Source organism: Phreatobacter sp. AB_2022a (assembly GCF_026847585.1).
Classification (GTDB): Bacteria; Pseudomonadota; Alphaproteobacteria; order Rhizobiales; family Phreatobacteraceae; genus Phreatobacter.
The window spans coordinates 81,847-106,851 of record NZ_JAPSET010000018.1; the positions used below are offsets into that span (position 1 = coordinate 81,847).

Annotated in this window: 28 protein-coding genes; 10 read left to right on the forward strand and 18 right to left on the reverse strand. The window is 68.7% G+C overall.

The window, feature by feature from the left end; all coding sequences use genetic code 11:
• Positions 1 to 123 precede the first annotated feature (123 nt).
• Positions 124 to 1,401, forward strand: coding sequence for an MFS transporter (locus OZ671_RS14930; protein WP_038306417.1), 1,278 nt, complete (start codon positions 124 to 126; stop codon positions 1,399 to 1,401).
• A gap of 52 nt (positions 1,402 to 1,453) precedes the next feature.
• The gene (locus tag OZ671_RS14935; protein WP_268861479.1) at positions 1,454 to 2,296 is read left to right on the forward strand and encodes a class I SAM-dependent methyltransferase; all 843 of its coding nucleotides are present in this window, start codon (positions 1,454 to 1,456) and stop codon (positions 2,294 to 2,296) included.
• Positions 2,297 to 2,344: 48 nt separating this feature from the next.
• Here OZ671_RS14935 and OZ671_RS14940 read toward each other — a convergent pair whose 3' ends face one another.
• Both OZ671_RS14940 and ggt read right to left on the reverse strand, forming a co-directional pair.
• On the reverse strand, positions 2,345 to 3,310 hold the full coding sequence (locus OZ671_RS14940; RefSeq protein WP_268861480.1) for a 2-hydroxyacid dehydrogenase: 966 nt from the start codon (positions 3,308 to 3,310) through the stop codon (positions 2,345 to 2,347).
• 23 nt (positions 3,311 to 3,333) lie between these two features.
• A complete protein-coding gene (ggt, locus tag OZ671_RS14945; protein WP_268861481.1) occupies positions 3,334 to 5,010 on the reverse strand; it encodes a gamma-glutamyltransferase in 1,677 nt (558 codons plus the stop codon).
• A 208-nt stretch (positions 5,011 to 5,218) separates the two neighbouring features.
• Between ggt and OZ671_RS14950 the strand changes: the two genes are divergently transcribed.
• Together OZ671_RS14950 and OZ671_RS14955 are read left to right on the forward strand one after the other, a co-directional pair.
• A complete protein-coding gene (locus OZ671_RS14950; protein ID WP_268861482.1) occupies positions 5,219 to 5,830 on the forward strand; it encodes a TetR/AcrR family transcriptional regulator in 612 nt (203 codons plus the stop codon).
• Between the two features lie 45 nt (positions 5,831 to 5,875).
• Positions 5,876 to 7,069 (forward strand): MFS transporter, encoded by a 1,194-nt coding sequence (locus OZ671_RS14955; RefSeq protein WP_268861483.1) that lies wholly within the window; start codon positions 5,876 to 5,878, stop codon positions 7,067 to 7,069.
• A gap of 4 nt (positions 7,070 to 7,073) precedes the next feature.
• Here the strand turns inward: OZ671_RS14955 and OZ671_RS14960 are convergent, their stop codons facing one another.
• From OZ671_RS14960 to pxpA, 5 genes are read right to left on the reverse strand one after another with little or no spacing between them, the layout of a single operon-like run.
• On the reverse strand, positions 7,074 to 8,066 hold the full coding sequence (locus tag OZ671_RS14960) for a biotin-dependent carboxyltransferase family protein (protein WP_268861484.1): 993 nt from the start codon (positions 8,064 to 8,066) through the stop codon (positions 7,074 to 7,076).
• Positions 8,059 to 8,931, reverse strand: a complete 873-nt coding sequence (locus tag OZ671_RS14965) for a 5-oxoprolinase subunit B family protein (RefSeq protein ID WP_268861485.1) — start codon at positions 8,929 to 8,931, stop codon at positions 8,059 to 8,061. The genes OZ671_RS14960 and OZ671_RS14965 overlap by 8 nt, the downstream gene beginning before the upstream one ends.
• 23 nt (positions 8,932 to 8,954) lie before the next feature.
• Complete coding sequence (locus tag OZ671_RS14970) at positions 8,955 to 10,322, reverse strand: acetyl-CoA carboxylase biotin carboxylase subunit (protein ID WP_268861486.1); 1,368 nt, start codon at positions 10,320 to 10,322, stop codon at positions 8,955 to 8,957.
• 8 nt (positions 10,323 to 10,330) lie between these two features.
• On the reverse strand, positions 10,331 to 10,573 hold the full coding sequence (locus OZ671_RS14975) for an acetyl-CoA carboxylase (protein WP_268861487.1): 243 nt from the start codon (positions 10,571 to 10,573) through the stop codon (positions 10,331 to 10,333).
• Between the two features lie 23 nt (positions 10,574 to 10,596).
• On the reverse strand, positions 10,597 to 11,325 hold the full coding sequence (gene pxpA / locus OZ671_RS14980; protein ID WP_268861488.1) for a 5-oxoprolinase subunit PxpA: 729 nt from the start codon (positions 11,323 to 11,325) through the stop codon (positions 10,597 to 10,599).
• 179 nt (positions 11,326 to 11,504) lie between these two features.
• Between pxpA and OZ671_RS14985 the strand changes: the two genes are divergently transcribed.
• Positions 11,505 to 12,416: a LysR family transcriptional regulator gene (locus OZ671_RS14985; RefSeq protein ID WP_268861489.1), complete on the forward strand. Its 912-nt coding sequence runs from the start codon at positions 11,505 to 11,507 to the stop codon at positions 12,414 to 12,416.
• A gap of 31 nt (positions 12,417 to 12,447) precedes the next feature.
• Here OZ671_RS14985 and OZ671_RS14990 read toward each other — a convergent pair whose 3' ends face one another.
• The 4 genes from OZ671_RS14990 to OZ671_RS15005 all read right to left on the reverse strand — a co-directional run bounded on the left by OZ671_RS14990 (position 12,448) and on the right by OZ671_RS15005 (position 15,168).
• Positions 12,448 to 13,062: a hypothetical protein gene (locus OZ671_RS14990; RefSeq protein ID WP_268861490.1), complete on the reverse strand. Its 615-nt coding sequence runs from the start codon at positions 13,060 to 13,062 to the stop codon at positions 12,448 to 12,450.
• 67 nt (positions 13,063 to 13,129) lie between these two features.
• On the reverse strand, positions 13,130 to 14,305 hold the full coding sequence (locus OZ671_RS14995; RefSeq protein WP_268861491.1) for a vWA domain-containing protein: 1,176 nt from the start codon (positions 14,303 to 14,305) through the stop codon (positions 13,130 to 13,132).
• 54 nt (positions 14,306 to 14,359) lie between these two features.
• Positions 14,360 to 14,599, reverse strand: a complete 240-nt coding sequence (locus tag OZ671_RS15000; protein WP_268861492.1) for a helix-turn-helix domain-containing protein — start codon at positions 14,597 to 14,599, stop codon at positions 14,360 to 14,362.
• Positions 14,599 to 15,168, reverse strand: a complete 570-nt coding sequence (locus tag OZ671_RS15005) for a hypothetical protein (RefSeq protein ID WP_268861493.1) — start codon at positions 15,166 to 15,168, stop codon at positions 14,599 to 14,601. The genes OZ671_RS15000 and OZ671_RS15005 overlap by 1 nt, the downstream gene beginning before the upstream one ends.
• 74 nt (positions 15,169 to 15,242) lie before the next feature.
• On the opposite strand from OZ671_RS15005, the gene OZ671_RS15010 reads away from it, so the two are divergent.
• On the forward strand, positions 15,243 to 15,836 hold the full coding sequence (locus OZ671_RS15010; RefSeq protein ID WP_268861494.1) for a hypothetical protein: 594 nt from the start codon (positions 15,243 to 15,245) through the stop codon (positions 15,834 to 15,836).
• A 21-nt stretch (positions 15,837 to 15,857) separates the two neighbouring features.
• Here the strand turns inward: OZ671_RS15010 and OZ671_RS15015 are convergent, their stop codons facing one another.
• The 5 genes from OZ671_RS15015 to OZ671_RS15035 all read right to left on the reverse strand — a co-directional run bounded on the left by OZ671_RS15015 (position 15,858) and on the right by OZ671_RS15035 (position 18,034).
• Complete coding sequence (locus OZ671_RS15015) at positions 15,858 to 16,085, reverse strand: hypothetical protein (protein WP_268861495.1); 228 nt, start codon at positions 16,083 to 16,085, stop codon at positions 15,858 to 15,860.
• Between the two features lie 19 nt (positions 16,086 to 16,104).
• Positions 16,105 to 16,251 carry a hypothetical protein gene (locus tag OZ671_RS15020; protein ID WP_268861496.1) on the reverse strand — a complete coding sequence of 49 codons (147 nt, stop codon included), beginning with the start codon at positions 16,249 to 16,251 and terminating at the stop codon, positions 16,105 to 16,107.
• A 206-nt stretch (positions 16,252 to 16,457) separates the two neighbouring features.
• Positions 16,458 to 17,021: a hypothetical protein gene (locus OZ671_RS15025; protein ID WP_268861497.1), complete on the reverse strand. Its 564-nt coding sequence runs from the start codon at positions 17,019 to 17,021 to the stop codon at positions 16,458 to 16,460.
• The gene (locus tag OZ671_RS15030; protein ID WP_038306358.1) at positions 17,021 to 17,869 is read right to left on the reverse strand and encodes an AAA family ATPase; all 849 of its coding nucleotides are present in this window, start codon (positions 17,867 to 17,869) and stop codon (positions 17,021 to 17,023) included. The genes OZ671_RS15025 and OZ671_RS15030 overlap by 1 nt, the downstream gene beginning before the upstream one ends.
• A 24-nt stretch (positions 17,870 to 17,893) precedes the next feature.
• Entirely contained in the window at positions 17,894 to 18,034 is a 141-nt protein-coding gene (locus OZ671_RS15035) for a hypothetical protein (protein WP_268861498.1), read from the reverse strand.
• A gap of 93 nt (positions 18,035 to 18,127) precedes the next feature.
• Here OZ671_RS15035 and OZ671_RS15040 point away from each other — a divergent pair, with 93 nt between their 5' ends.
• From OZ671_RS15040 to OZ671_RS15055, 4 genes are all read left to right on the forward strand, one after another.
• Positions 18,128 to 19,486 (forward strand): flagellar hook protein FlgE, encoded by a 1,359-nt coding sequence (locus OZ671_RS15040; RefSeq protein ID WP_268861499.1) that lies wholly within the window; start codon positions 18,128 to 18,130, stop codon positions 19,484 to 19,486.
• Positions 19,487 to 19,553: 67 nt separating this feature from the next.
• Positions 19,554 to 21,452 carry a flagellar hook-associated protein FlgK gene (gene flgK / locus OZ671_RS15045; RefSeq protein WP_268861500.1) on the forward strand — a complete coding sequence of 633 codons (1,899 nt, stop codon included), beginning with the start codon at positions 19,554 to 19,556 and terminating at the stop codon, positions 21,450 to 21,452.
• Positions 21,453 to 21,462: 10 nt separating this feature from the next.
• Positions 21,463 to 23,046 (forward strand): hypothetical protein, encoded by a 1,584-nt coding sequence (locus tag OZ671_RS15050; RefSeq protein WP_268861501.1) that lies wholly within the window; start codon positions 21,463 to 21,465, stop codon positions 23,044 to 23,046.
• Between the two features lie 415 nt (positions 23,047 to 23,461).
• The gene (locus OZ671_RS15055) at positions 23,462 to 24,085 is read left to right on the forward strand and encodes a helix-turn-helix domain-containing protein (protein WP_268861502.1); all 624 of its coding nucleotides are present in this window, start codon (positions 23,462 to 23,464) and stop codon (positions 24,083 to 24,085) included.
• 69 nt (positions 24,086 to 24,154) lie between these two features.
• Here OZ671_RS15055 and flaF read toward each other — a convergent pair whose 3' ends face one another.
• Together flaF and flbT are read right to left on the reverse strand one after the other, a co-directional pair.
• On the reverse strand, positions 24,155 to 24,523 hold the full coding sequence (gene flaF / locus OZ671_RS15060) for a flagellar biosynthesis regulator FlaF (RefSeq protein ID WP_268861503.1): 369 nt from the start codon (positions 24,521 to 24,523) through the stop codon (positions 24,155 to 24,157).
• Positions 24,486 to 24,899, reverse strand: a complete 414-nt coding sequence (flbT, locus tag OZ671_RS15065) for a flagellar biosynthesis repressor FlbT (RefSeq protein WP_038306350.1) — start codon at positions 24,897 to 24,899, stop codon at positions 24,486 to 24,488. The genes flaF and flbT overlap by 38 nt, the downstream gene beginning before the upstream one ends.
• Between the last annotated feature and the right edge of the window lie 106 nt (positions 24,900 to 25,005).

Genomic DNA, 25,005 nt, shown 5'->3' on the forward strand with positions numbered 1-25,005 from the left:
TTGACAAAGGCCTGCCTCATCTTACGCTTTTCGGCGCGCCGGCCGCCGGAACGAGAGTGCGCCAAGCGCCCGCAGGCCGGCCTCCAAGGGAGCTTCGAAGCGAAACGAGCGGGAGCCTCGGCAATGACGACGCAGTCGACCACCGACACGGCGGCCATGGGCGATACCAGCCTGACGGCCTTCTACCGCGACATGAACCCCCTGGAGCGGCGCACATTCTGGGCCTGCTTCTTCGGCTGGGTGCTCGATGCGCTCGACTTCATGATCTATCCGCTGGTGATCGGCACGCTGATCGCCATGTGGCAGATCGACCGTGGCATTGCCGGAGCCGCCGTGACGGTGACGCTGCTCGCCTCCGCCTTCGGCGGCTGGATCGCCGGCTATCTCTCCGACCGGCTCGGCCGGGTGCGCACGCTGCAGATCACCATCGTCTGGTTCTGCTTCTTCACCCTGCTCTGCGCCTTCGCGCAGAACTATACCCAGCTGATGATCTTCCGCGCGCTGCTCGGCCTCGGCTTCGGCGGCGAATGGGCCGCCGGCGCGGTCCTGATCGGCGAGACCATCCGCGCGCAATATCGCGGCCGGGCGGTGGGCTCCGTGCAGTCGGGCTGGGCGCTCGGCTGGGGCGCGGCGGTGCTGCTGCAGGCGATCTGCTTCTCGCTGCTGCCGGCGGAGGAAGCCTGGCGCTGGATGTTCGCGCTCGGCGCCATTCCCGGCCTTGCCGTGCTGTTCCTGCGCCGCCTCGTACCGGAACCGGAGGTGGCGGTCGAGGCGCGGGCCCAGGCGGTGGACAAGCCGCCGATCTGGGCGATCTTCCGCGGCGATCTCCTGAAGACGACCATCCTCGCCTCCATCCTGTGCACGGGCGCCCAGGGCGGCTACTACGCGATCACCACCTGGCTGCCGACCTTCCTGCGGGCCGAGCGCGGCCTCACCGTGGTCGGCTCGACCGGCTATCTCGCCATGATCATCATCGGCAGCTTCGTCGGCTACCTGGTCGGCGCCTGGCTCGCCGACCGGCTCGGCCGGCGCCTGCTGTTCATCATCTTCGCCGTCGGCGCGGCGGCCGTGGTCCTGCCTTATACCGTGCTGCCGATCTCCAACGAGATCATGTGGCTGCTCGGCTTCCCCCTCGGCTTCTTCGCCTCGGGCTATTTCTCCGGCATGGGCGCCTTCCTGACCGAGCTCTATCCGACCATCCTGCGCGGCTCGGGGCAGGGCTTCTGCTACAATTTCGGCCGTGGCATCGGCGCGCTGTTTCCGACCCTCGTCGGTTTCCTCGCCGAGCGGCTGTCGCTGGCCGCCGCCATCGCCGCCTTCGGCCTCACCGCCTATGCGCTGCTGGTGATCGCGGCGCTGCTGCTGCCGGAGACCCGCGGCAAGGAGCTGACGGCCGACTGACGCGCCGCCCGCCGAGGCCTCGCCACAGCACTGAAACGGGACACGACGCATCATGGACGCGAACCGGCACAGCCGCACGGCACGAGGCGCGGCAGGCTTTCGTGCCGCGCACCAGCTGGTCGAGGGCGGCGCGATCTTCGCCGATCCTTTCGCGCGCGCGATCCTCGATGCCGAGGCGCTCGCCGAAGCCGATCTCAGGGCCGCCGATCCGGCGACACGGCCGACCCGCATGTTCATGGCTGTGCGCAGCCGCTATGCCGAAGATGCGCTCGCCGGGGCGGTCGGGCGGGGCATCCGCCAGGCCGTCGTGCTCGGTGCCGGCCTCGACACGCTGGCCCTGCGCAACCCGCATCGCGCCGCTGGGCTGCGCGTCTTCGAGGTGGACCATCCGGCAACGCAGGCCTGGAAGCGCGAGCGGCTCGCCGCGGCGGGGCTCGCGCTGCCTGACCTCCTGACCTTCGTGCCCATCGACTTCGAGCGCCAGGCGCTGGGGCAGGGCCTCGCCGCGGCAGGCTTCCGGCACGACCTGCCGGCCTTCTTCATCTGGCTCGGCGTGGTGCCCTATCTCGCCCGCCCGGCGATCGAGCGCGTGCTCGCCTTCGTCGCCTCCGTCCCGCATGGCGAGATCGTCTTCGACTATTCCGAGCCGCTCGAGAACTATCCGCCGGAACGCCGGGCCGGGGTGGCCGCGCTCGGGGCGCGGGCCGCGGCGGCGGGTGAGCCCTGGCTCAGCCATTTCGATCCCTCGGATCTGCACGATCTCGCGCGCCGGCTCGGGCTCGCCCTGGTCGAGGACCTCGGTGTCGCCGGCGTCGCGGTGCGCTTTTTCGGCGTGCCGGAACATGCCGCGCCCGCAGGCGCCGGCCCGCATGTGGTGCATTTCGTCCAGGCCTGAGCGGCGGGTGGGACGATGCGGGGACGGCCGTCGACGGGGGGCCGCCCGTCAGGCGACGCGGTCGCGCTCGGCGATCGGCTCGCCGCGCGAGACACAAAGGATGTTGTCGAACATGCGCTTGACCGTCGGCACGAAATTGTCGGCGGCGATCGCGGCCAGATGCGGCGTCACCACGAGATTGTCGAGGCCGAGCAGGGGACTGTCGGCCGGCAGCGGTTCGATCGAGAACACGTCGAGCGCGGCGCCGGCGATCCGCTTCGCTGCGAGCGCCGCGATCAGGTCGGCTTCGTTGACGACGCCGCCGCGGGCGACATTGATCAGCACGGCCGTGCGCTTCATCTGCTCGAAGGCCGCGGCATCGATCAGACCGGCGGTTTCGGGCGTCAGGGGGCAGTGCAGCGAGATCACGTCCGACCGGGCCAGCAGGTCCGGCAGCGCCGCATGGCTGGCGCCGAGGGCGGCCTCCTCGCCGGCGGTGAGGGGGTGGCGCTTGCTGTAGAGAACCGTGCAGCCGAAACCTTTCAGCAGGGTCGCGACGGTCTGGCCGATGGCGCCGAAGCCGACAAGGCCGACGGTCTTGCCCGAGAGCGTGAAGGTCGCGCCCGGCAATTGGCCGGTGCGCCAGCGGCCCTGTTTCAGTTCCGCGTGGCCATAGCCGATGAAACGCAGGGCCGAGAGCATCAGGCCGAGGGTGAATTCGGCGACCGGCACGGCATTGCTGCCAGTGGTGCGCGCGACCTGGATGCCGAGGGCCCGGGCGGTCGCCAGGTCGATATTGTCGACGCCGACGCCCCATTTGTGCACCAGCCTGAGTTTCTTCGCCGCGCGCAGCACGTCGCCGGAGACGCCGACCTGCCCGGTGATGGCATAGTCGGCCTCGGCGATGATCGTCTTCATGTGCTCGTCGCCCGCCGCGGTGCCGTGGGTCAGCACGAAGCCGAGCGGCAGCAGCGCGCGCAGGTGATCCGCGCGCTCTGCGGTCGTCATGTCGAGGAGGACGATCTGCTCGGGCATGGCAAGGTCCGTTCGGGGCCTGGTCAGATGGAGAAGCGGGCGCCGGCCCGGGCGAGGCCGCCCGAAATGGCGACCGGCGTTCCGTCGGCGCGCCAGCAGGCGGCGCCGGTCAGCGTGCCCTCGGGATTGAAGGCGATGGCGTTCATGCCGCCGGCAATGCGCGGCGAACGGACGATCCGATGGCCGCGGGCGGCCAGGTCCTGCGCGACGGCGTCGGGAACGGCGTCCTCGATCTCGAGCACGCCGCCCTCGGTCCAGACGCGCGGCGCCTCGACCGCCTCCTGCAGCGACATGCCGTGGTCGATGAGGTTGACGATCGCCTGCAGCGCGGACGGGAAGATGCGCAGCGCCCCCGGCAGACCCAGGGCGAAGGCCAGCCTGCCGTCCTTCACCGCCATCATGGGCGCCATCGAGGTGAAGACCCGCTTGCCCGGCGCGATCGACAGCGCCCGCCCGGGATGCGGATCGAAGTTGAACATGTAGTTGTTGGCGATCATGCCGGTGCCGGGCACCTGGACGCAGGCGCCGAACAGGCCGTTGAGCGTCTGCGTGGCGCTGACGACATTGCCCGCGGCGTCCGCGACGGTGATGTGGGTCGTGTCGGCGGATTCGCCGCCGATCACGCCCGCCGACCAGATCCTCGCCTCGTCCATCGCGATGAGGGCCCGCCGCTCGGCCGCATAGGCCTTGTCGATCAGCCGCGCGACCGGAACCTTGACAAAGGCTGGATCGGCGGTGGCGGCGGCCCGGTCCGCGAAGGCGATCTTCAGCGCCTCGGCAAGGAGATGGATCGCGTCTGGCGAGCCGAAGCCGAGCGCGCCGATATCGAAGCCCTCGAGGATGTTCAGCATCTGCGCGATATGGACGCCCGAGGACGAGGGCGGCGGCGGCCCGATGATCTCGTAGCCGCGATAGGAGCCGCGTATGGGCTCACGCCGCTCCGTCCGGTAGCCGGCAAGATCGGCCGTGTCGATCAAGCCGCCGCGCGCGGCCATGCAGTCGGCGAGCGCCGTTCCGAGCGCGCCGGCATAGAGCGCCTGGGGGCCCTCGGCGGCGATCAGGCGCAGGCTCTCGGCATAGTCGGCCTGGACGAGCCTCGCGCCCGCCGCAAGCGGCTGCCCGCCCGGCAGGAGCAGGGCGGCAAGGCCCGCATCCGTCGCGAGATCGGCGGCGGTATCGGCTATGCAGTTCGACAGATAGGGGGTGACGATGAAGCCGCGCGCGGCGAGGGCGATGGCCGGCGCGATCACGTCGGCCAGCGGCAGCGTGCCGAACCGTTCGAGCGCCTCGCACCAGCCCCGCAGTGCGCCGGGAATGCCGATGGCCTTGGCGCCGACGACGTTCTCCCGGTCGCGCACGTCGCGCTGCCGGCCGATCTCGTCGCTGAGGCAGTCATACATGTCGGCGGTGGCCCGGCGCGGTGCGGTCGACAGGTTGTCGATGACCTGATGGCGGCCGTCGGCGAGGCGGATATGGGACAGGCCGCCGCCGAGAACGCCGACCATCATGGGCTCGACCACGGTCAGGGCGAACAGCGCGGCGACCGCGGCATCGACGGCATTGCCGCCGGCCAGCAGCATTTGCGCGCCCGCCGCTGAGGCGAGCGGGTGATTGGTGACGACCATGCCGCGCGAGCCGGTCGCGGGCATTTTTTCGCAGACGAAGGGGGTTTGGCGCGGGGCGTGGATGGAATCGCTCATGATGAGAGGTGTCGGGCTTTCCGCATCATCGCATCAAGCACCATCTTGCTCGCAGCTGATATGTCGCCATGCGTCTCGCCGGCCTTGACGTGCCTGGCGCGTCCGCTGTGCGTCGCGATCGCGGCGGCAGCCCAGCGTCCCGGCCACGGGCGTGGCCTTGATACCATACCGACGAGTTGGTATGGTATTTTCAATCCAGGAGCCGGAGATGCCGCGAGCGAGGCCGGAATCACGAGACAAGCTGATCGGCGCGACGATCGGCGTCGTCAGGGCCAAGGGCTACAATGCGACGCGGGTCGAGGACATCTGTGCCGCGGCCGGCGTGACCAAGGGCAGCTTCTTCCATCATTTTCCGAGCAAGGACGCGCTCGCCCTGGCCGCCACCGCGGCCTGGAACGAGGCGGCCGCGCGCCTGTTCGCCGAGGCGGATTTCCATGAGGCCCCCGATCCCCTCGACCGGCTCATCGGCTATGTCGCCTTCCGCAAGGCCGCGATGGCGGGAGATCTCACCGGCTGCACCTGTTTCGCCGGCACGGTGATCCAGGAAACCTATCTGACCCATCCGGAGCTCACAGCGGCCTGCGAACGGGGCATCGACATGCTCACGGCCATGCTCACGGCCTGGATCGAGGCGGCCGTGGCGCACCATGGCCGCCGCGGCGACTGGAGCGCGGCGAGCCTTGCCCAGCACATGCAGGCCGTGGTGCAGGGCAGCTTCGTCCTGGCCAAGGCGAGCGGCGACTGGAGCGCCGCGCGCGCCGCGCTCGACCATCTCGCCCGCTATGTCGACATGCTGATCCGCAGGTCGCCGGGGGCCTGACCCCGGACGGACCGAACGCCCCAAGATCGTGAAGGAGCCGTGCCCATGTCTTCCTATCGCTGGGTGATCGTTGCGGCCGGTGCCGTGATGACCTGCGTCGCCATCGGCTCGATGTTTTCGCTGGCAGTGTTCCTCGAGCCGATGTCGACGGCGACCGGCTGGGGCCGTACCGGCATTTCCAGCGCCATGACCATCGACTTCCTGGTGATGGGCGTTGCCGGTTTCGGCTGGGGCGCGGCGAGCGACCGGTTCGGGCCGCGCATCGTCGTGCTGTGCGGCGCGGTTCTGCTCGGCGCCGGCCTCATGATCGCGAGCCGGGCGCCGACGCTGCTCGCCTTCCAGCTCGGCTACGGTGTGCTGGTCGGCCTTGCCGCCGGAGCCTTCATCGCGCCGATGATGGCGGCGGTGACGGCCTGGTTCGACCAGGGGCGGGCGCTTGCCGTCGCCCTCGTCTCGGCCGGCATGGGCGTTGCGCCGATGACCGTCTCGCCCTTCGCCGGCTGGCTGATCACCCATTACGACTGGCGGACCACCATGGCGGTGATCGCCGTCGGCACGTGGGCGCTGCTCATTCCGGCCGCGCTGCTCGTGCGCTCGGCTCCGGTGCCGGCGGCCGGGCCGGGCGATGCCGGCGCGGGCGAGGGCGAGCCCGACATGCCGCTCGCCAAGGCGCTGACCTCGCCGCAGTTCCTGGTGCTGGGCTTCACCTTCATGCTGTGCTGCGCGGCCCATTCGGGACCGATCTTCCACACGATGAGCTACGCCATGTTCTGCGGCATTCCGACCATGGCCGCAGTCAGCATCTACAGCGTGGAGGGGCTTGCCGGTCTCGGCGGCCGGCTGCTGCTCGGCGTGCTGGGTGACCGCTATGGCGCCAAGCGCGTGCTCGTCACCGGCCTTCTGGTCCAGGCTGTGGCGATCGCGGCCTATGTCTTCGTCAACCAGCTCGGCGCCTTCTACCTGCTCTCGGTCGTTTTCGGCACGGCCTATGGTGGCGTCATGCCGCTCTATGCTGTGCTGGCGCGCGACTATTTCGGGCCGCGCATCATGGGCGCCGTGTTCGGCGCCGCGGCCATGCTGTCGAGCCTCGGCATGGCGATCGGGCCGCTGGCTGGCGGCTGGATCTTCGATGCCTTCAACGCCTATCGCTGGCTCTATGTCGGCTCGGCGCTGGTGGCGCTCGCGGCGGTCGTCCTGGCGCTCGCCTTTCCGCCGCCGCGGCGGGTCCAGGCCGCCTGACCGGCTAGCCGGCGAGCGCGTCGGCGAGCGCGCGCAGCCCTGCCTGGCGTTCCCGCCGCGCGGCCAGCGCCGCCTCCATGTCGACGGCGGCGAAGCGCGTCGCCTGGTGCGGCTGCAACTGCCCGACAAGGTCCATGTCGGCCGAGATGACCGTGCCGATCATGAAATAGCCGCCGCCCGAGACGGCGTCGCGATGCAGCACGATCGGCTCCGTGCCGCCGGGCACCTGGATCGAGCCGTAGGGATAGCAGCTGTCGACGATGTTGGACGGGTCGGAGCCGGCGCCGAAGGGCTGCCTGCGCGGCTCGAAGGCGAGCGGCGTGCCGCCCCGGAACCGGTAGCCGATCCGGTCGGCCTCGGGCGCGACCTTCCAGGTGTCGTCGAAGAAGCCCTTGCCCGAGGCTTCGGTGATGCGGTGCCAGTAGAGGCCCGGCAGCACGCGCAGGACCGGGCTCGCGCCCGGCAGCCGGCGCTGCGCCGGCGCGATGCTCGCGCCGATCCGTGGCGCGCGTTTGGGCGTGCCGACGGCCAGCCGGTCGCCCGCCTTCAGGGCGCGGCCGTGATGGCCGCCGAGCGCGCCGAGCAGATAGGTCGAGCGGGAGCCGAGCACCAGCGGCACGTCGATGCCGCCGGCAATGGCGACATAGGCGCGCGCGCCGGTCTTGAGGAAGCCGAAGGAGAGCACCTGTCCGGCCTTGACGGCGAAGGCGGTCCAGCCCGGCTGCTCGACCCCGTCAACCCTGGGCGGCAGATCGGCGCCGGTCACCGCTACCGTGGCATCGGCGCCGAAACGGATCTCCGGTCCCATGAACACCACTTCGAGCGCCGCATCGCCCTCGTCATTGCCGACCAGCAGGTTGGCGGCGGTGAGCGCGAAGCGGTCCATGGCGCCCGACAGGGGAATGCCGAGGTGATAATAGCCGGGCCGGCCGAGGTCCTGCACGGTCGTGGCAAGGCCGGGCTTGACGATGTCGAGCGCGCGGGTCGCGTCAGCCATGGAGGGCCTCCAGCAGCTTGGCGTTGGTGCCGGCCGGATCGGCCTGGAAGGAGCTCAGCGAAAAATCGACCTTGCGGATCACCGGCGCGAAGCGGCCCCGGTCGACATCCGCCACCGCCGCGTCATAGCCGGCACGGTCCACCGGCCTGAACTTCACGATGTCGCCGGGCCGGAAGAAGATCATGAAGTCGCGCAGATAGCTGATCTCCTGGGCGGGGTCGTAGATCGGCATCGGGGTGATGCCGAACATCTGGTAGCCGCCGGCGCCGCGCACCGAATAGATGCACGAGAAGCAGCCGCCATGGCCGACCGTCAGCCGGGGCGTATCGGTGCGCGGCCTCAGATATTTCGGCACCTCGATCTGCCTCGCCCGCTCGACCATCTGGTACATGAAGGGCAGGCCGGCGACGAAGCCGACCATGGAGACGAACCAGGGCGCGCCGGAATGGGCGGCGACGAAATCCTCGACCCCGCCATAGCCGTTGATCCGGGCGGCATAGTCGAGATCGCTGCCGGCCGGATCCTGGTGGCGTTCGCGGAAACGCATCAGCGTCTCGTGCGTCCAGGGATCGTTGTAGAAGACCGGGATCTCGATGATGCGGGTCGAAAGCGTCGCCGCGCTGTCGCGCGCGGCGCCTTCGAGGCTCTTCAGCTCGCGCATGAGATCGTCGGGCGCGATGAGGTCGGGATCGAACTTGATCTGGAACGAGGCGTTGGCCGGGCAGATCTCGGTGACGCCCCGGATGCCGCTCGCCTTGACCGCATGGGTCATGGACAGGCTCTTGAAGAAGGCGGCAAGCGACATTTCCTCGTCGACCTCGACGAAGATGTGTTCGTCGCCTCCGAAGGAGTAGCGGGTCTTCATGGCGGCGAGACCTCCTGCAGGCGTCAGATGGATGCGTTGAGCGGATGGGCCTCGAGCCAGGCCTCCAGCCAGCGTGTATGGACATGGCCGGCACTCACCTCGGGGTCGGCGGCGAGCGCGCGGTGCAGCGGCACCGTGGTCGGCACGCCCTCGACCTTCAGTTCGGCGAGCGCGCCGGCGAGCCGGCGGATCGCCGCGGCGCGGTTCTCGTCCCAGACGATGAGCTTGCCGATGAGGGAATCATAGAACGGCGGCACCTGGTAGCCGGGATAGAGCAGGGTGTCGAAACGCACGCCCATGCCGCCGGGCACGGCGAGCGCGCCGACCGTGCCGGGAGCCGGCATGAAGCCCTTTGCCGGATCCTCGGCATTGATGCGCACCTCGATCGCATGGCCGCGCGCCCGCACCTGATCCTGCGTGAACGAGAGCTTGGCGCCGCCGGCGATCCGGATCATCTCGCGCACGAGGTCGATGCCGGTGATCATTTCGGTGACCGGATGCTCGACCTGGATCCGCGTGTTCATCTCGATGAAGAAGAATTCGCCGCTCGCCTCATCGAAGAGATATTCGAGCGTGCCGGCGCCGCGATAGCCGACGGAGCGGGCGAGCCTGACCGCGGAGGCGAGGAGGCGCTCGCGCACGGCGGCGGTGAGGCAGGCGGCGGGGGCCTCCTCCCAGACCTTCTGGCGGCGGCGCTGCAGCGAACATTCGCGCTCGTGGACGTGCACGGCATCTTCGCCGTCGCCGAGGATCTGCACCTCGACATGGCGGGCGCCGTGGATGAACCGTTCGAGATAGAGCCCGCCGTCGCCGAAGGCCGCGGCCGCTTCGGCGCTCGCCTGCGGGATCAGCTTCTCCAGCTCCTCGGGCGTATCGGCGACGCGGATGCCGCGGCCGCCGCCGCCGGCAGACGCCTTGATCATCACGGGATAGCCGATGCTCCCGGCGAGCGTGAGGGCGGCGGCGGCGCCATCGACTCGGCCCTCGCTGCCGGGCACGGTCGGCACGCCGGCGCGGGCGGCCATGGCGCGGGCGGTCGCCTTGTCGCCCATGGCGCGGATCGTCTCGGCTCTGGGGCCGATGAAGACGAGGCCGGCCTTTTCGACCATGTCGGCGAAATCGGCATTCTCCGACAGGAAGCCGTAGCCGGGATGGACGGCATCGGCGCCGGAGGCGATCGCCGCCGCCAGCACGGCCTCCTTGTTGAGATAGGACTTGGTCGCCTGCGCCGGCCCGATCTCGGCGACGCCATCGGCAAGGCGCGCGGCCAGCATGTCGTGGTCGGCCTGGCTGACCGCCTGGACGGTCTTCAGTCCGAGCTCGCGCGCCGCGCGGATGATGCGCACCGCGATCTCGCCGCGGTTGGCGATGAAGATCTTGCCGATCGCCATGACAGGTCTCAGGCCTCGATGTCGTAGAGCGGCTGGCCGGCCATCACGGCATCCTCGTTTTCCGCATGGAAGGCGACGACCCGGCCGGCCTCCTCGGCGACGACGGGCGTGAAGGTCTTCATCACCTCGATGAGGCCGACCGTATCGCCGACCGCGACCGCGTCGCCGACCGACTTGAACGGCGGCTCGCCGGGCGAGGCGGAGCGGTAGAACGTGCCGGGCAGGGGGGACTGAACCGTCTTGAGCGTCATGGTCGTCTCTCGTGTCGCGGGGATCAGCGTTTGAAGCCCTCGGCGACCAGGGCGGCGCGCAGGGCATGGGCGAGCGCATCGGCGCCCGGCGTGTCGGAATGGATGCAGATCGTCTCGGTGCCCACGGGCACCTTCCGGCCGCCGATGCTTGCGACGGCGCCCTCGCGCATGGCGGCGATGCAGCGCCGCGTGGCGGCCGCGACATCGACGGGCGGGTGTTCGCGCGTGATGATCAGGCTGCCGTCGTCGGCATAGTCGAGATCGGCATAGAATTCGCTGAGGAAGGCCCGCCCGCGCGCCGGATAGACGCGGGCATGCTCGGTGCCCGGCAGGCCGACGAGCGGCACGGCGAAGATGTCGGCCGCATCGCAGATCGCATGGGCGATCTCGGCCTCGCGCGCCGCCATGCCGAACAGCGCGCCGTGCGGCTTGATGTGATGAAGGCTCATGCCCTCGGCGTCGAGAAAGCCCTTGAGGGCGCCGATCTGGTAGATCAGGCAGTTGGCGAGCTCCTCCCGGCCGATCTTCATCTCGCGCCGGCCGAAGCCCTGGAGGTCGGGCAGGGACGGGTGGGCGCCGACCTTGACGCCGTGCCGCTTGGCAAGCCGCACCGTGGCACGCATGTGGTTGAAGTCCGAGGCGTGAAAGCCGCAGGCGACATTGGCGATGTCGATGACGGGCATGATCAGGGCATCCTCGCCCATGCGCCAGAGCCCGAAACTTTCGCCCATGTCGCAGTTGATGAGCACCATGCCGTTGCCATGCCTTTCAGCGCCCGAAGGCCGATCGCGGAGATCGTGGCAAACCGAGGTTTCATTGTAAAATTGTAAAAGCGGGTATCCCATATCAGAAAATCAGATAATTCTGGGAGCCTTGGCCGGGCCGCCCGGCCTGCAGGCCGAACACCGCTTTGGCCGCAATGGAGACGGGCTTGTCGGTTTCGCTGAAGCAGATCCGCTATTTCATCGCCGCCGCCGAATCCGGGCAGATTTCGCAGGCCGCGGTCGAGCTCAACGTCTCGCAGTCGGCGGTGACCGCGGCCGTGCAGCAGTTGGAGGCTGCGCTCGGCCTGCGCCTCTTCGACCGCAAGGCCGGGGGCGTCTCGCTGACGCCCGAAGGCAGCCGTTTCCTGCTGCACGGGCGCAATGTGATGGCGAGCGTCGCCGAGGCGATGCGTGCGCCGCTGACATCGGGGCTTTCCGTATCGGGGCGGGTCAGGGTGGGGGTCAGCTACACCGTCGCCGGCTATTTCCTGCCGCGCCATCACGCCCGCTTCATGGTCAGCCTGCCCCATGTGGAGCTCGACCTGCACGAGGCGACGCGCGAGGCCATCGAGCAGGCGCTGATCGACGGCAGCCTGGACATTGCGGTGGTGCTGGTGGCCAATCTGGAGGCGCGCGACCGGCTTGCCTCAGAGGTGCTCCTGCGCTCGCGGCGCCGGCTGTGGCTGCCGGTCGAGCACGCTCTGCTGAAGCGCAGCGCGATCCGGCTCGCCGACGTCGCCGAATACCCCTATGTGATGCTGACCGTGGACGAAGCCGAGCAGACGGCGGAGCGCTATTGGGCGCGCTCGCGCCATCGCCCGCAGGTGATGTTCCGCACGAGCTCGGTGGAAGCGGTGCGCAGCATGGTCGCCGCCGGCATGGGCATCACCATTCTGTCCGACATGGTCTACCGGCCCTGGTCGCTGGAGGGACAGCGCATCGAAACGCGCCTCGTCCAGCCCGACATTCCCAGCATGGATGTCGGTCTTGCCTGGCGCCGCGACGCCGAGCCGAGCCCGGCGACCCGCGCCTTCCACGACTTCATGAGCCTGGCCTTCGCCGGCTCGGGCCACCCGTGACCACCGGCCGCGGGGCTCGCGCCGCCTGGCCCTAAGGCAGCAGCTGCGGCGGGGGAGCGTCCGGGTCGATGGCGACCGGGCGGTTGCGGATCAGCCAGGTCGCCATCTGCCAGCCCATATAGCCGGCGACCGCCAGCGTCGCGCCGGCGAGCGCCCAGGTCAGCGACCGCACGGCCTCGACGACGACGGCGAGGCCGGCGACCACCAGGACCAGGTTGAACAGGGCGACCAGGCCGTAGCGCCACGGCGGCTCGCCGCCGAAGAAGCGGGCCTTGGGCGCGGCCCTGGCAATGGCCGGCAGCAGCATGCGGACGAAGGCGGCGAAGGCCGTGTCGTTGGCCTCGACCTCCATCAGGCCGCGATAGGTCAGGTTGGCGAACCAGACGGACTTGCCGAGCCGCTGGCCGATCTCGACGCGGAAGCGCCTGTTGTAGAGATTGGCGGGGCGATAGAGGATGCGCACCGTGCCGACCTGGTGCAGCGGCATGCGGCCTTCGACCTTGCCGTCGCTCCAGGCGAGCGCGTCCGGCTCCAGCGTGAAGGTGATCTCGGCGCCGACCAGCTTCGGCCGATGGCGGAAGAACGGCCGGCCCTCGGCATCGCGCCAGAGCGCGTCGGCGGGCGGGGAGCTCGTCGGTTCGGTCATGGTCTCTTGCTCGGTCGCGGCGCTCGGGGGCGGACGGCGCCGGTCGGCCGTCGCACCGGCAGGATGTTCAGCGCACCAGTTCCTTCATCGCCTTGTCGAGGCCATGCAGGGTCAGCGGGAACATGCGCTGCTCCATCAGGTCGCGCACCATGCCGACCGAATGGGTATATTCCCAGTGCTTCTCCTGGACCGGGTTGAGCCAGACCATGGACGGGTAGATGGCCGAGACGCGCTTCAGCCAGGTCGCGCCGGCCTCCTCGTTGAAATGCTCGACCGAGCCGCCGGGCTGGACGATCTCGTAGGGGCTCATCGAGGCGTCGCCGACGAAGATCACCTTGTAGTCGTTGCCGTATTTGTGCAGCACGTCCCAGGTCGGCATGGTTTCGTCGAAGCGGCGGGAGTTCTTCTTCCAGACCTTCTCGTAAAGGCAGTTGTGGAAGTAGAAATACTCCATGTGCTTGAACTCGGCGCGGGCGGCCGAGAACAGCTCCTCGCAGAGCTGGATGTGCCAGTCCATCGAGCCGCCGACATCGAAGAAGAGCAGAACCTTGATGGCATTGCGCCGTTCCGGGCGCATCTGGACGTCGAGGAAGCCGTGGCGCGCCGTCTCGCGGATGGTGCCGTCGAGATCGAGCTCGTCGGGCGAGCCGGTGCGGGCGAATTTGCGCAGGCGCCTGAGCGCGATCTTGATGTTGCGCGTGCCGAGCTCGACGGTGTCGTCGTAGTCCTTGAACTCGCGCTTGTCCCAGACCTTCACCGCCCGGAAGTTGCGGTTGCCGTCCTGGCCGATGCGGATGCCTTCGGGATTGTAGCCATAGGCGCCGAAAGGCGAGGTGCCGCCGGTGCCGATCCACTTGCTGCCGCCCTGATGGCGGCCCTTCTGCTCGGCCAGACGCTGTTTCAGCGTCTCCATCAGCTTGTCCCAGCCGCCGAGCGCCTCGATCTGCTTCTTCTCTTCCTCGGTGAGGAATTTCTCGGTGAGCTTGCGCAGCCATTCCTCGGGAATCTCGGCTTCGATCCCGTCGGCGAGCCGTTCGAAGCCCTTGAAGGTGGCGCCGAACACCTTGTCGAACTTGTCGATGTTGCGCTCGTCCTTCACCAGGGTCGCACGCGACAGATAGTAGAACTCGTCCGGCGAGCGCTCGATGACGTCGGCGTCGAGCGCCTCCATCAGGGTGAGATATTCCCGCACCGTGACCGGCACGCCGGCCTTTTTCAGATCGTGGAAGAAGGTGATGAACATGGCGCCAGTCTAGAACGGGAAACCGGCGCCGTCACTCGGTCCTTATGGCAAGGTTCAGTCTCTTTCGACGGCGGAGAGACGCGGGTCCTCGGGGGCGACATGTTCGAGGATGTCGCCCGGCTGACAGTCGAGCGCCGTGCAGATGGCATCGAGCGTTTCGAACCGCATGCCCTTCACCTTGCCGGACTTCAGGAGCGAGATGTTGGCCTCGGTGATGCCGACGCGCTGGGCGAGCTCCTTGGAGCGCATCTTGCGGCGGGCGAGCATGATGTCGAGGTTGACCAGGATCGGCATCACACGAAACCCGCATTTTCCTCGGCGATCCGGGCGGCTTCGCGCAGCGTCCAGCCGATGGCGACGAGCAGCCCGCCGACGATCGCCCAGAGCAGGTCGTCGACGCCGATTTCGAGCGCGATCATGCGCTGACCGCTCGGATTGGCGATCGTCAGGAGCGCGCCGGCGCCGGCCCGCCAGAATGGCGAGAGCAGTCCCTTGGCGACCAGGATCGCGCCGATGCGCCAGACCCTGGTCGCCACGATGTCGCTGAAGCTGATGCCGGTGGTGAAGCCGGCAAAGACCGCGCGCGCCTGCATCAGCAGGTAGATCAGGAGCGCGAGCGGCGGCGCTGAGAGCGCAATGCCGAGGGCCTGGATGCCCGGCGTGACCGTCACGGGATGGCCGGCAAGGCCGATCCGTGGCGCCAGAACCCGCCGAACGAGCTCGGGGTCGAGCCAGATCCAGAGCGATCCGGCGACGGCGATCGCCATGACGACGAGCGTGGCCGTCGAGAGGATGTGGGCCCAGCGGATCCGCCGCTCGGCCGTGCTGCGCCGTCCGGCGCCGCGGTGGATGATGTGAGTCACACGATGGCTCCAATTGACGCGATAATGAATTTCTGTATTACGATAATTTATCGCTGTCAAATTGGAATTTTTCCATGTCTCTTCCGGTCTCGCCCTCGTTCATCCTGCTGGCTTTGTCGCTGGCCCTGTCGGGCTGTTTCGGCGTGCCGGTATCGAGCCTGCCGCGGCTGATGCGGCTCGATTTCATGACCATGGATTTCAATGAGGTGCGGGCCGCGCTCAGGCTGCCGGCCAGCCTCGCCTTGCGGCCCGGGGACGCGGTCATGACCATCAAGACGCGCACCGAGGACGGAGTGGAAACGGCCGACCGTTTCGTGCTGGTGGAAGCGCCCGAGCCGGCCGAGCGGGCGGGCCTTGCCGAGCAGGCGAGGGCGGGGTTCACGCTCGGGGTGTTCAGGGTCGCGCCACATGACGTGCCACGGCTTGCGGCGCTGCAGGCCCGCATCCGCGCATCGCGGGAACGGGGGCCGCGGCTGCGCGGCAGCATCGATATCCGCGTGTCCGGCGGCTGCCTCAGGGAGGCGGTGGCCGAGGGGCCCTTGCCGGTATCGAGCTATCTGAAGCCCGGCCGCGGCGAGGCGTTCATCGCGCTCACCGAGGACGTGGATCTGAGACGGGCCATTCCGAGCGCGGACTGGGCGGAACGTATGTCGCGCTGCGCCGCCTGACGCCGCGCCGGGCGCGGCCGCTCAATCGCCGCCGCCGCCACCGCCACCACCGTCGCCGCCTCCGCTGTCGCCGCCGCTGCCGCCATCGGAGCTGGCGCTGGCCGTTTCGGAGACGCCGGAATCCCCCGGCTCGCCTGCGGTTGCATTGGAATCGCCTGCGCTCTCGCCGCCAGCCCGGCCGAACAGCACGGCTGCGAGAACGCCGCCGCCGACCAGGACGGCGAGGATGAGGCCGAGATGGTCGCTCATCGCGTGCGCCAGGTGACGGTCAGCGTGCCGACGGCGTGCCGGTCCGCTCGCGCCTCGCGGCTTCGCGGGCCGGCAGGACGGCGCGTGCATGGGCACGGTCGATATAGACGAACAGGCCGATGAGGCCGAAGGTGACGAGGCTGACGCCGAGGCTGAGTGTGTTCATGGCGTGACGATGCAACCCTTGCGTTTCCAGGCCGTGTCGCAAAGTGAAGCTGCCTGCTTCCCCATGGGAAACATCGGGCAAAAATGAACCAGCCGGGTCGGGCCTGCCCGGACGGGCCCGGATGCCATGCGCTTCCGTTCGCGGCGAGCTGCCCGCGCTCTCGCGCAGGCCTTGAGCCCGGGAAGCCGCATGCAACGGCTCGTCCGTCAGCGTGGCTCCCAGGCGCCCGAAGGGCTGCGGCAGAGCCGCTGCTCGTCGAGCGTCGCCGGCGGCGGCGGGCCGACGAGGGCAGCCGCAGGGCCGTCGAAGACGACAAGGGTCGCGGAGACCACCCGGCACGACCGGTTGCCGCTCTCCGGATAGACCGACAAGGTCATGTCCCGGCGCAGTCCCGTCCGGCTCTGCCAGTTGGTGTCGAGCCCGCGGGCGCTGGCGCCAGCCGCCTGCACCAGGGTGCGGATCTCGGCGACGTCATCGTCGGTCAGCGCGAGCACTGCGGGGCAGGCCTCGGTTTCCGGCGTGACCGTCCGGCTGAGGGCGGTCACCGAACCGCCGATGAAGAAGCCGCCGCCGCTGGCGCTGCTGCTCTGCGTGCCGCCGGCCTGGGTCGCGCGGCAGCGCGCCACCTGCCGCTCGATCGCCCAGGGCGAAGGCGGCACCGGCGGCGCGGGCGGGCTCGTCTCGGTGGCGAGCTGCGCGCAGCCGGCAAAGCCCAGCGCGGCGACACACGCGGCGAGGCGGAGCGGCGTCGGGCGCGGGCCGGGGGGCATCATCCCCTCCGGGCGAGGAAGGCCAGGCGCTCGAACAGGTGCACATCCTGCTCGTTCTTCAGGAGCGCGCCGTGCAGCGGCGGAATGGACTTGCGCGGATCCTTCTCGCGCAGCGTCTCCGGGCTCATGTCCTCGACCATCAGCAGCTTCAGCCAGTCCAGCAGCTCGGAGGTCGACGGCTTCTTCTTCAGTCCGGGCACGTCGCGCACCTCGTAGAAGATGCGCAGGGCCTCGGCCACCAGCTTCTGCTTGATGCCCGGGAAATGCACTTCGACGATGCGGGCCATGGTCTCGGCATCGGGGAACTTGATGTAGTGGAAGAAGCAGCGCCGCAGGAACGCGTCGGGCAGCTCCTTCTCGTTGTTCGAGGTGATCACCACAACCGGGCGCTGGGCCGCCTTCACCGTCTCGCTGGTCTCGTAGACGAAGAATTCCATCCGATCGAGCTCCTGCAGGAGGTCGTTGGGGAATTCGATATCGGCCTTGTCGATCTCGTCGATCAGCAGCACCGGGCGGACCGGGGCCGTGAAGGCCTCCCAGAGCTTGCCGCGCTTGATGTAGTTGGCGATGTCCTTGACCCGCTCGTCGCCGAGCTGGCTGTCGCGCAGGCGCGACACCGCGTCATATTCGTAGAGACCCTGCTGGGCCTTGGTGGTGGACTTCACGTGCCACTCGATCAGCGGCGCACCGATGGCCTTGGCCACCTCGATCGCCAGCACCGTCTTGCCGGTCCCCGGCTCGCCTTTCACCAGCAGCGGGCGCTCCAGCGTGATCGCGGCGTTCACCGCCACTTTCAGATCGTCTGTGGCGACGTAGTCGCTGGTGCCCTCGAAACGCCGGGACGTCATGGATGCTCCTTCAAGTCCGAACCATTATGCCAAAGGCTCGGCAGGGTAGGGGGCGCGGCCGGGCGCCGCAAGCACCCGGCAGAATTTGCCCCAGCCGTTGCCGATCTTGCCGGGCAGCGCCGAATTTACCTGCAATTTACCATCTAACCCATTGAAAAACATCATCCCTGTCTTGGCACGCACGCTGCAACGACAGGCCCGATCGCGTTGCAGGGGCAAGGCGAAGGGCATCGGCCATTCGGCTCGGGGGAGAAAGTCATGGGTATCTTCGGCGCGTTGACCACCGCGGTCAGTGGCCTTGCCGCGCAGTCCTATGCGCTGGAGAACATCTCCGGCAATATCGCGAACTCGCAGACATCGGGCTTCAAGCGGATCGACACGAGCTTCGTCGACCTCATTCCGGACGGCGGCGCCCGCCGCGAGCTGGCCGGCTCCGTGACCGCCTATTCGCGCGCCACCAACACCATCCAGGGCCAGGTGCAGGCGAGCGGCGTCAACACCAATATGGGCATCAACGGCTCGGGCTATTTCATGGTCCAGCAGGCCGTCGGCACGCTCGACAACCAGCCGGTCTTCTCCAACGCGGCCTACTATACCCGGCGCGGCGACTTCACCGTCGACGCCAATGGCTACATGGTCAACGGCGCCGGCTACTTCCTGCGCGGGCTCAAGCTCGATCCGACCACCGGCAACCCGTCCGGCAGTTCGCCGGAGGCGATCCGGATCACCAATGACGTGATCCCGGCGAAAGCGACCACGTCGGTGACCTATCGCGCCAGCCTGCCGTCGGTGCCGGCGACCTCGCGCTACCAGGCCTCGGTGCCGGGAAGCGAACTGATCGATCCGACGCTCGCGGCGGGGGCCGCGACCTATGGCGGCGCGGATGCGGCGAAATTCGTGGCGTCCTCGGTGTCGGGCGGCTCGGTCACCGCCTATGACCCGCTCGGCAATCCGGTCAATGTCCAGGTCCGCTGGGCCAAGACCGCCAATGCGTCCGCCGGCCCGCCGGCGACGGAGGCGACCTGGAGCGCCTATTACCAGTCGAGCTCGGCCAGCGGCTCGGAGGCCTGGACGCGCATCGGCGGCGATTTCACCTTCAATTCGACCGGCCAGCTGACCTCGCCGACGACCAGCCCGACCATTTCCGACCTGACCGTCAACGGCGTCAATGTCGGCAACGTCAAGCTCGACATCGGCACGGCGGGTATCAGCCAGTATGCGCGCACCGACGGCACCGTGCTGGTCACCACCATCGACCAGAACGGCTATTCGGCCGGCAAGCTGGCCAATGTCTCGATCACCGAGAGCGGCCGCATCCGCGGCAACTATACCAATGGCCAGTCGCTCGACCTGTTCCAGATCCCGCTCGCGACCTTCCAGGGCGAAAACAACCTGAAACGCATGGACGGCGGCGCCTTCGCCGAGACCGCGGAATCGGGGCCGGCGATCATCGGCGGCGGCGGGCGGATCTCGTCCAACGCGCTGGAGAGCTCCAATGTCGACGTGTCCGAGGAGTTCACCAAGCTGATCGTGACGCAGCAGGCCTATGCCTCCAACACGCGCATCGTCACGACCGCCAACCAGATGCTGCAGGAAACCATCAACATGATCCGCTGACGCGGATCCCGTGACCGGGCCGGCGGCGACGCCGGCTCCGTTTTTACAGCATCAGGAGTGACGGCCCATGGCCCTGTCGAGCGCGCTCAGCAATGCGCTGTCCGGACTGCGGTTCAATTCCACCGCAATGGCGCTGACCAGCGCCAATATCGCCAATGCCAGCAACAGCAGCTACCTGCGCAAGACGGTCGATCCGATCACGCTGCTGTCGGGCAACCAGGTCGGCGGGGTCGAGGCCGGCACGGTCCGGCGCGAGTTCGATGCCTTCATCCAGCGCCAGCTCTATTCCGAGCGCTCGAACGGGCTCTATTCGTCGACGCGCAACACCTTCCTGTCGCGGCTCGACCAGGCCTTCGGCGCGCCCGGCTCGGCGCGCGCCCTCGACACGGTGATGAACAATTTCGCCACCGCCTTCCAGACGCTGCAGACCTCGCCGGAAAGCGCCAGCGCCCGCGCCGGCGTCATCAACACCGCGACCGTCCTGACGCAGACCCTGCGCAACCTCAGCAACACGGTGCAGACCATGCGCCAGGATGCCGAACAGGGCTTGAGCGATGCGACGCGCACGCTCAACGGCCTGCTCGGCGACCTCCAGACGATGAACGAGCGGCTGCGCACGACCGACAAGTCGGACGCCTCGCGCGCCGGCCTGCTCGACCAGCGCGATGCCCTCGTCGACCAGATCTCGCAATATGTCGACGTCCGCGTCACCTACGATTCCAGCGACGGCGTGCAGCTCTATGGCGGCAACGGCTTCGTGCTCTTGAGCGGCACCGCGCCGACGCTCAGCTTCGATGCGCGGGGCCAGATCGGCCCGGCCAATCGCTATGACCCGGATCCGGCCAAGCGGACGGTCGGGACGATCACCGCCAATGTCGCCGGCACGTCCATCGATCTCGTGGCGCAGGGCGTGTTCAAGTCCGGCAAGATCGGCGCGCTGCTCGAGCTGCGCGACAAGTCGCTGGTCGCCGCCCAGGACCAGCTCGACCAGATCGCCGCGGGCCTGGCCCAGGCGCTCGGCACTTCGTCGAGCTCGACGCCGGTCTCGCTGACCGGCCCCGGCCCGGCGCAAGGTTTCGACACGCCGCTCGGACCCGGCCTCTCGGACGGCGACACGGTGACCGTGGAAGCGACCGTCAATGGCGTGAAGCAGACATTCACGTTCAAGCGGGTCGACGACCTCTCGGTGCCGATCAGCGACAGCATGAGCGCCGACCCGAACGACAAGGTGTTCCGGCTCACCGGCAACTCGGCCGCGGGCCATGCGAGCCAGATGCAGGCGGCGATCGATGCCTGGGCGTCGAGCAACGGCGCACCGGCGGGGGCGTTCCAGGTCTCGGTGTCGGGCGGCAATCTGCGTGTGCTGGCCGACCCGTCCGTGGCGGGCGCCGCGGTCGGCGCGGCCAAGGCCAATGTCACGGCCCAGTCGATCAACGGTGGCGGAGCGGCTTTGCCCTTCTTCGTCGACCAGACGGCGCCGGGCGGGCTCTATTCCGACCGGGTGACCGCCGGCGGCGCGCAGCTCACGGGCCTTGCCAGCCGCATCGACCTCAACCCGGCGCTGAAGGCCGATCCGAGCGGACTGGTGGTGATGCAGACCAATCCGCGCACGCCGGATTCGGACGTCACCCGCCCGGCCTTCCTGAACCAGGCGCTTGCCAATGCCGGGCGCTATTTCGCGCCGCAGGCCGGCATCGGCTCGGCCCAGACGCCGTTCCAGGGCTCGCTCCTGTCCTATACCCGGGCGGTCATCTCGGCGCAGAGCAACGAGGCCGCGACCGCCAAGCAGCTCGACGAGGGCCAGCAGGTGGTCGTCAACCAGCTGCAGTCCCGGTTCGACCAGAGCTCCGCCGTCAATATCGATACCGAAATGACCGTGCTGATCCAGCTCCAGACCTCCTATGGCGCGAATGCCCGGGTCATGTCGGCCGTCCGCGAAATGTTCGACATCCTCAGGCAGATGTGAGGAACGACCCATGGCTATCCGCACGACCGGCATCGTTCCCGGCTTCAGTGGCACCGACTTCGTCCAGATGAAGAACCAGATGACCGAGCTGCAGCGCCAGCTCGGCTCCGGCATGAAATCGGACACCTATGGCGGGCTCGGCCTCGACCGCTCCCTGGCCCTCAGCTTCCAGGGCTCGCGCGCCCAGGTCGCCGCCTTCCAGCAGACCATCTCGCTGGTGCAGACGCGCATCAAGATCATGGATACCGCGCTGACCGGCATGCAGAAGACGGTGTCCGACACCAAGAAGGCGCTGCTCTCGGTCGACTTCACCCTGGCCTCCGGCCGGACCGCCGCGCAACTCACCGCCAGCAACAGCCTCGATGCCGTGATCGGCATGCTGAACAGCGACGACGGCGGCCGCTACCTGTTCGGCGGCCGGCAGACCGCCAAGCCGCCGGTGCTCGACAGCGCCACCATCATGGCCGGCCGGGACGGCAAGGCCGGTTTCCGCCAGGTGCTGCTGGAGCGCATGCAGGCCGATCTCGGCTCGGCCTCGGCTTCGCCCGAGCGTGACGCGGGGGCGACCGGACGCCTGACGCTGACCGCGGCCGGCGCCAGCCCGATCACCCTCGCCGAGGACGGCAATCATCCCTTCGGCCTGAAGCTCGACACCGTCACCGGCCAGATCGGCGGCGCGACCGCAACGCTGACGGCCGGCCCGCCGGCCTCGCTGGCAATCGCGCCGGGTGCCGGAACGACCCAGGCCGGGGAAAACCTCACCATCGGCTTCAAGTTGCCCGACGGCACGACGGAGCGGATCACGCTGACCGCGGTGACCGCCGATACGGCGAGCCTCTCGCCCGGCCAGTTCCGCATCGGCGCGACCCAGGCGGAAACGCTGGAGAACATGCGCACGGCCCTCGGCGACGGCGTCTCCCGCATGGTGGCGACCAGCCTTGCCGCCGCATCCGCGACGAAGGCCGGCGAGGACTTCTTCAAAGGCGAGACCGACGCGGCGGCGCTGGCCGGCCCGCCGCCGATCGAGCCGGGAGTCGCCCGGCGCCTGGTGCCCGGCGCGTCCGGCACCATGGCCGACGCGGTCGCCTTCGACACGCCGGCCAATGCCGAGAACCGGACCCTGCGCTGGTACCAGGGCGACCGGACCTCGGCCGATCCACGTGCCACGGCGGCGGCGCAGGTCGATACTGGCGTGTCGGTCGGCTATGGCGTGCGGGCCGACGAGGAGGCCCTGCGCGCGGCCGTGCAGAACCTTGCCGTGGCGAGCGCGGTGACCTTCCGCACCGACGACAGCCTCGCCAAGGAGCGCTACCAGGCGATGACGCTCAGGGTCGGCAACGGGCTGACCGGCCAGGGCGCGGCGCAGACGGTGACCTCGATCCAGATCGAGCTGGCTTCCGCCAACACCAATGCGGATTCCGCCAAGGCGCGGCACAAGGAGACCGACGCCATGTTCGCGGGCCTGCTGGCCGACGTGACCGGCGTGAAGAACGAGGAGGTCGCCGCCCAGATCATGGCGCTGCAGACGATGATGCAGGCGAGCTACCAGACGAGCTCCATGCTCTCCCGGCTCAACCTCGTGAACTTCCTATAGGCGGCGGCGGCCCTGCCGGAGGTCCGTCCGCGGGCCTCGCCGATGCCGCTTTCCGACCGCCGCCGGCCGCAAGCCGGCGGCGGTCGGCGTTTGCGCTCCGGCCGTACATTCCGCCAGCATTCGGCGAGCATTCCGGAATTGCCCGCAGGGGTCGCATTCCATGCGCGGGCAGGTGGCAGCGCCGCTTCGGCGCCCCCTTGCGCGGTAGCGCACCGATCGCGTCTTCGGACGGTGGAACCGGGGCGGTGCGGGCTCCCGGCAGGCCGCCGGCGCGGCGCGGGGGCAAACCCTCGATTGAAAATGCCGTGTCGATATTAGTCCCAAGTGGAATTGTCGGACCTGTACCCCCATTTTAGTTTGCACCCCGACAATCGGGATGGCCGCGCGATTCGTTTCTTGCCCGGGAGGTGGTCCGATGAGCAGCAGCAAGCTGGCTCCGCGCCTGACTGTCGTCAGCAGCAGCGGCAGCGGCACGACAACGGCTCTCGGCCGCAGCCTCGGCCTTATCCGGAGGCGGCTGGGATTGACGCTGAAGGACATCAGCGCCGGGTCCGGCATTCCGATTTCCACCTTGTCCAAGGTGCAGAACGGCCAGGCGACGCTCACCTACGAAAACCTGGTGAAGCTTGCGACCAGCCTCGGGGTCGATGTCGCCGACCTCTTCCGCGGCGATCATGCCGAACTGCGCACCACGCGCCGGGCGATCCAGCGCAAGGGCCAGGGCAGGACCGGCGCGACCGACAGCTTCCGCTTCGAGGTGCTGGCGACCGAGCTGACGCGCAAGCGCATGACGCCGACGGTGCTGACGGTGACCGCCACCTCGTTGGCCGAGACCGGCGGCCTGAAGCGGCACGAGGGCGAGGAATTCCTCTACGTGGTCTCCGGGACGCTGGAACTGCACACCGAATATTACGAGCCGGCGCGGCTCGAAGCGGGGGACAGTGCCTATCTCGACAGCGCGCTGGGCCACGCCTATGTGGCCGTGTCGAAGACGCCCGTGGTGGTCCTTGCCGTGCTCTCGCAGGCCGAGCCGCGCTGAGCGACGGGCCTCGGCGAGGCCGGCCGCGAACGACGGCAATCCGGATTGCAGGGCGCCCGAAGGCGCGCCTCAGCGACCGGACAGGCCCGCGGCGATGTTGCGGTTGATGGAGACCAGCACGGCGAGCTTTTCCGGCTGCGGCTCGATCTCCACCTCCAGGCTGCGCTTGAAGATGAACAGGCCGAGATTGGCGATGTTGTTCTTGATCTCGAGCGGCAGCGGATTGTCGGCCTTGGTGGCCGAGGTGGTCAGCACGGTCCAGAGCTTGCGGTTGAAGTTGAGCGCGTTGCTCAACTCGCCATTGGCACCCGGCCACTGGTCCTTCAGGGTCTGGATCCGGGCGGCCGCCTTCAGCAGCAGGCTCGCCTCGAGTTCGCGCGGGTTCGCCGTCGCCGTGATCTTAGCCGTCGACGCGTAGGCCGCTGCTCCGTGATGCATGATCCAGCAGAGTCCCTTCGTACTCGATGAGGCCCTTCGTGGCCTTCAGCGCCTTGTAGAGGGAACCGGTTAATATGTGATTGTTGACCTCTGCAATGTAGGGTCGTGTCGAGGGGGCCGCCTCCAGCACGTCGCGGACCATGTCGAAATACATTTCGTGGTGCTTCAGCGGATCGCGCGAGAGGTACATGAGCTGGACGACCAGGTAGATCTTCTTGCACGGCGTATCCGCCGCCTCCATGGTCATCACGTCCTTCTCACGCAGGATGGGCGCCTCGCCCTCGATGGTCAGGCGCGTGCGCTGGTCGTCATTGGTGATGACGCTGTCGCCGAGGATGAACTTCTCGCCGGCCTTCAATTCGACCTTGAGCGCCATCGGGCCTCTCCGTGCACGATTCGAAACCGGGCGCGAGGATAACACATCGCACGCCCCCGAAGGTTGCGACCGGCAAACGAAAACGGCGGGGAGGGCCCCGCCGTCT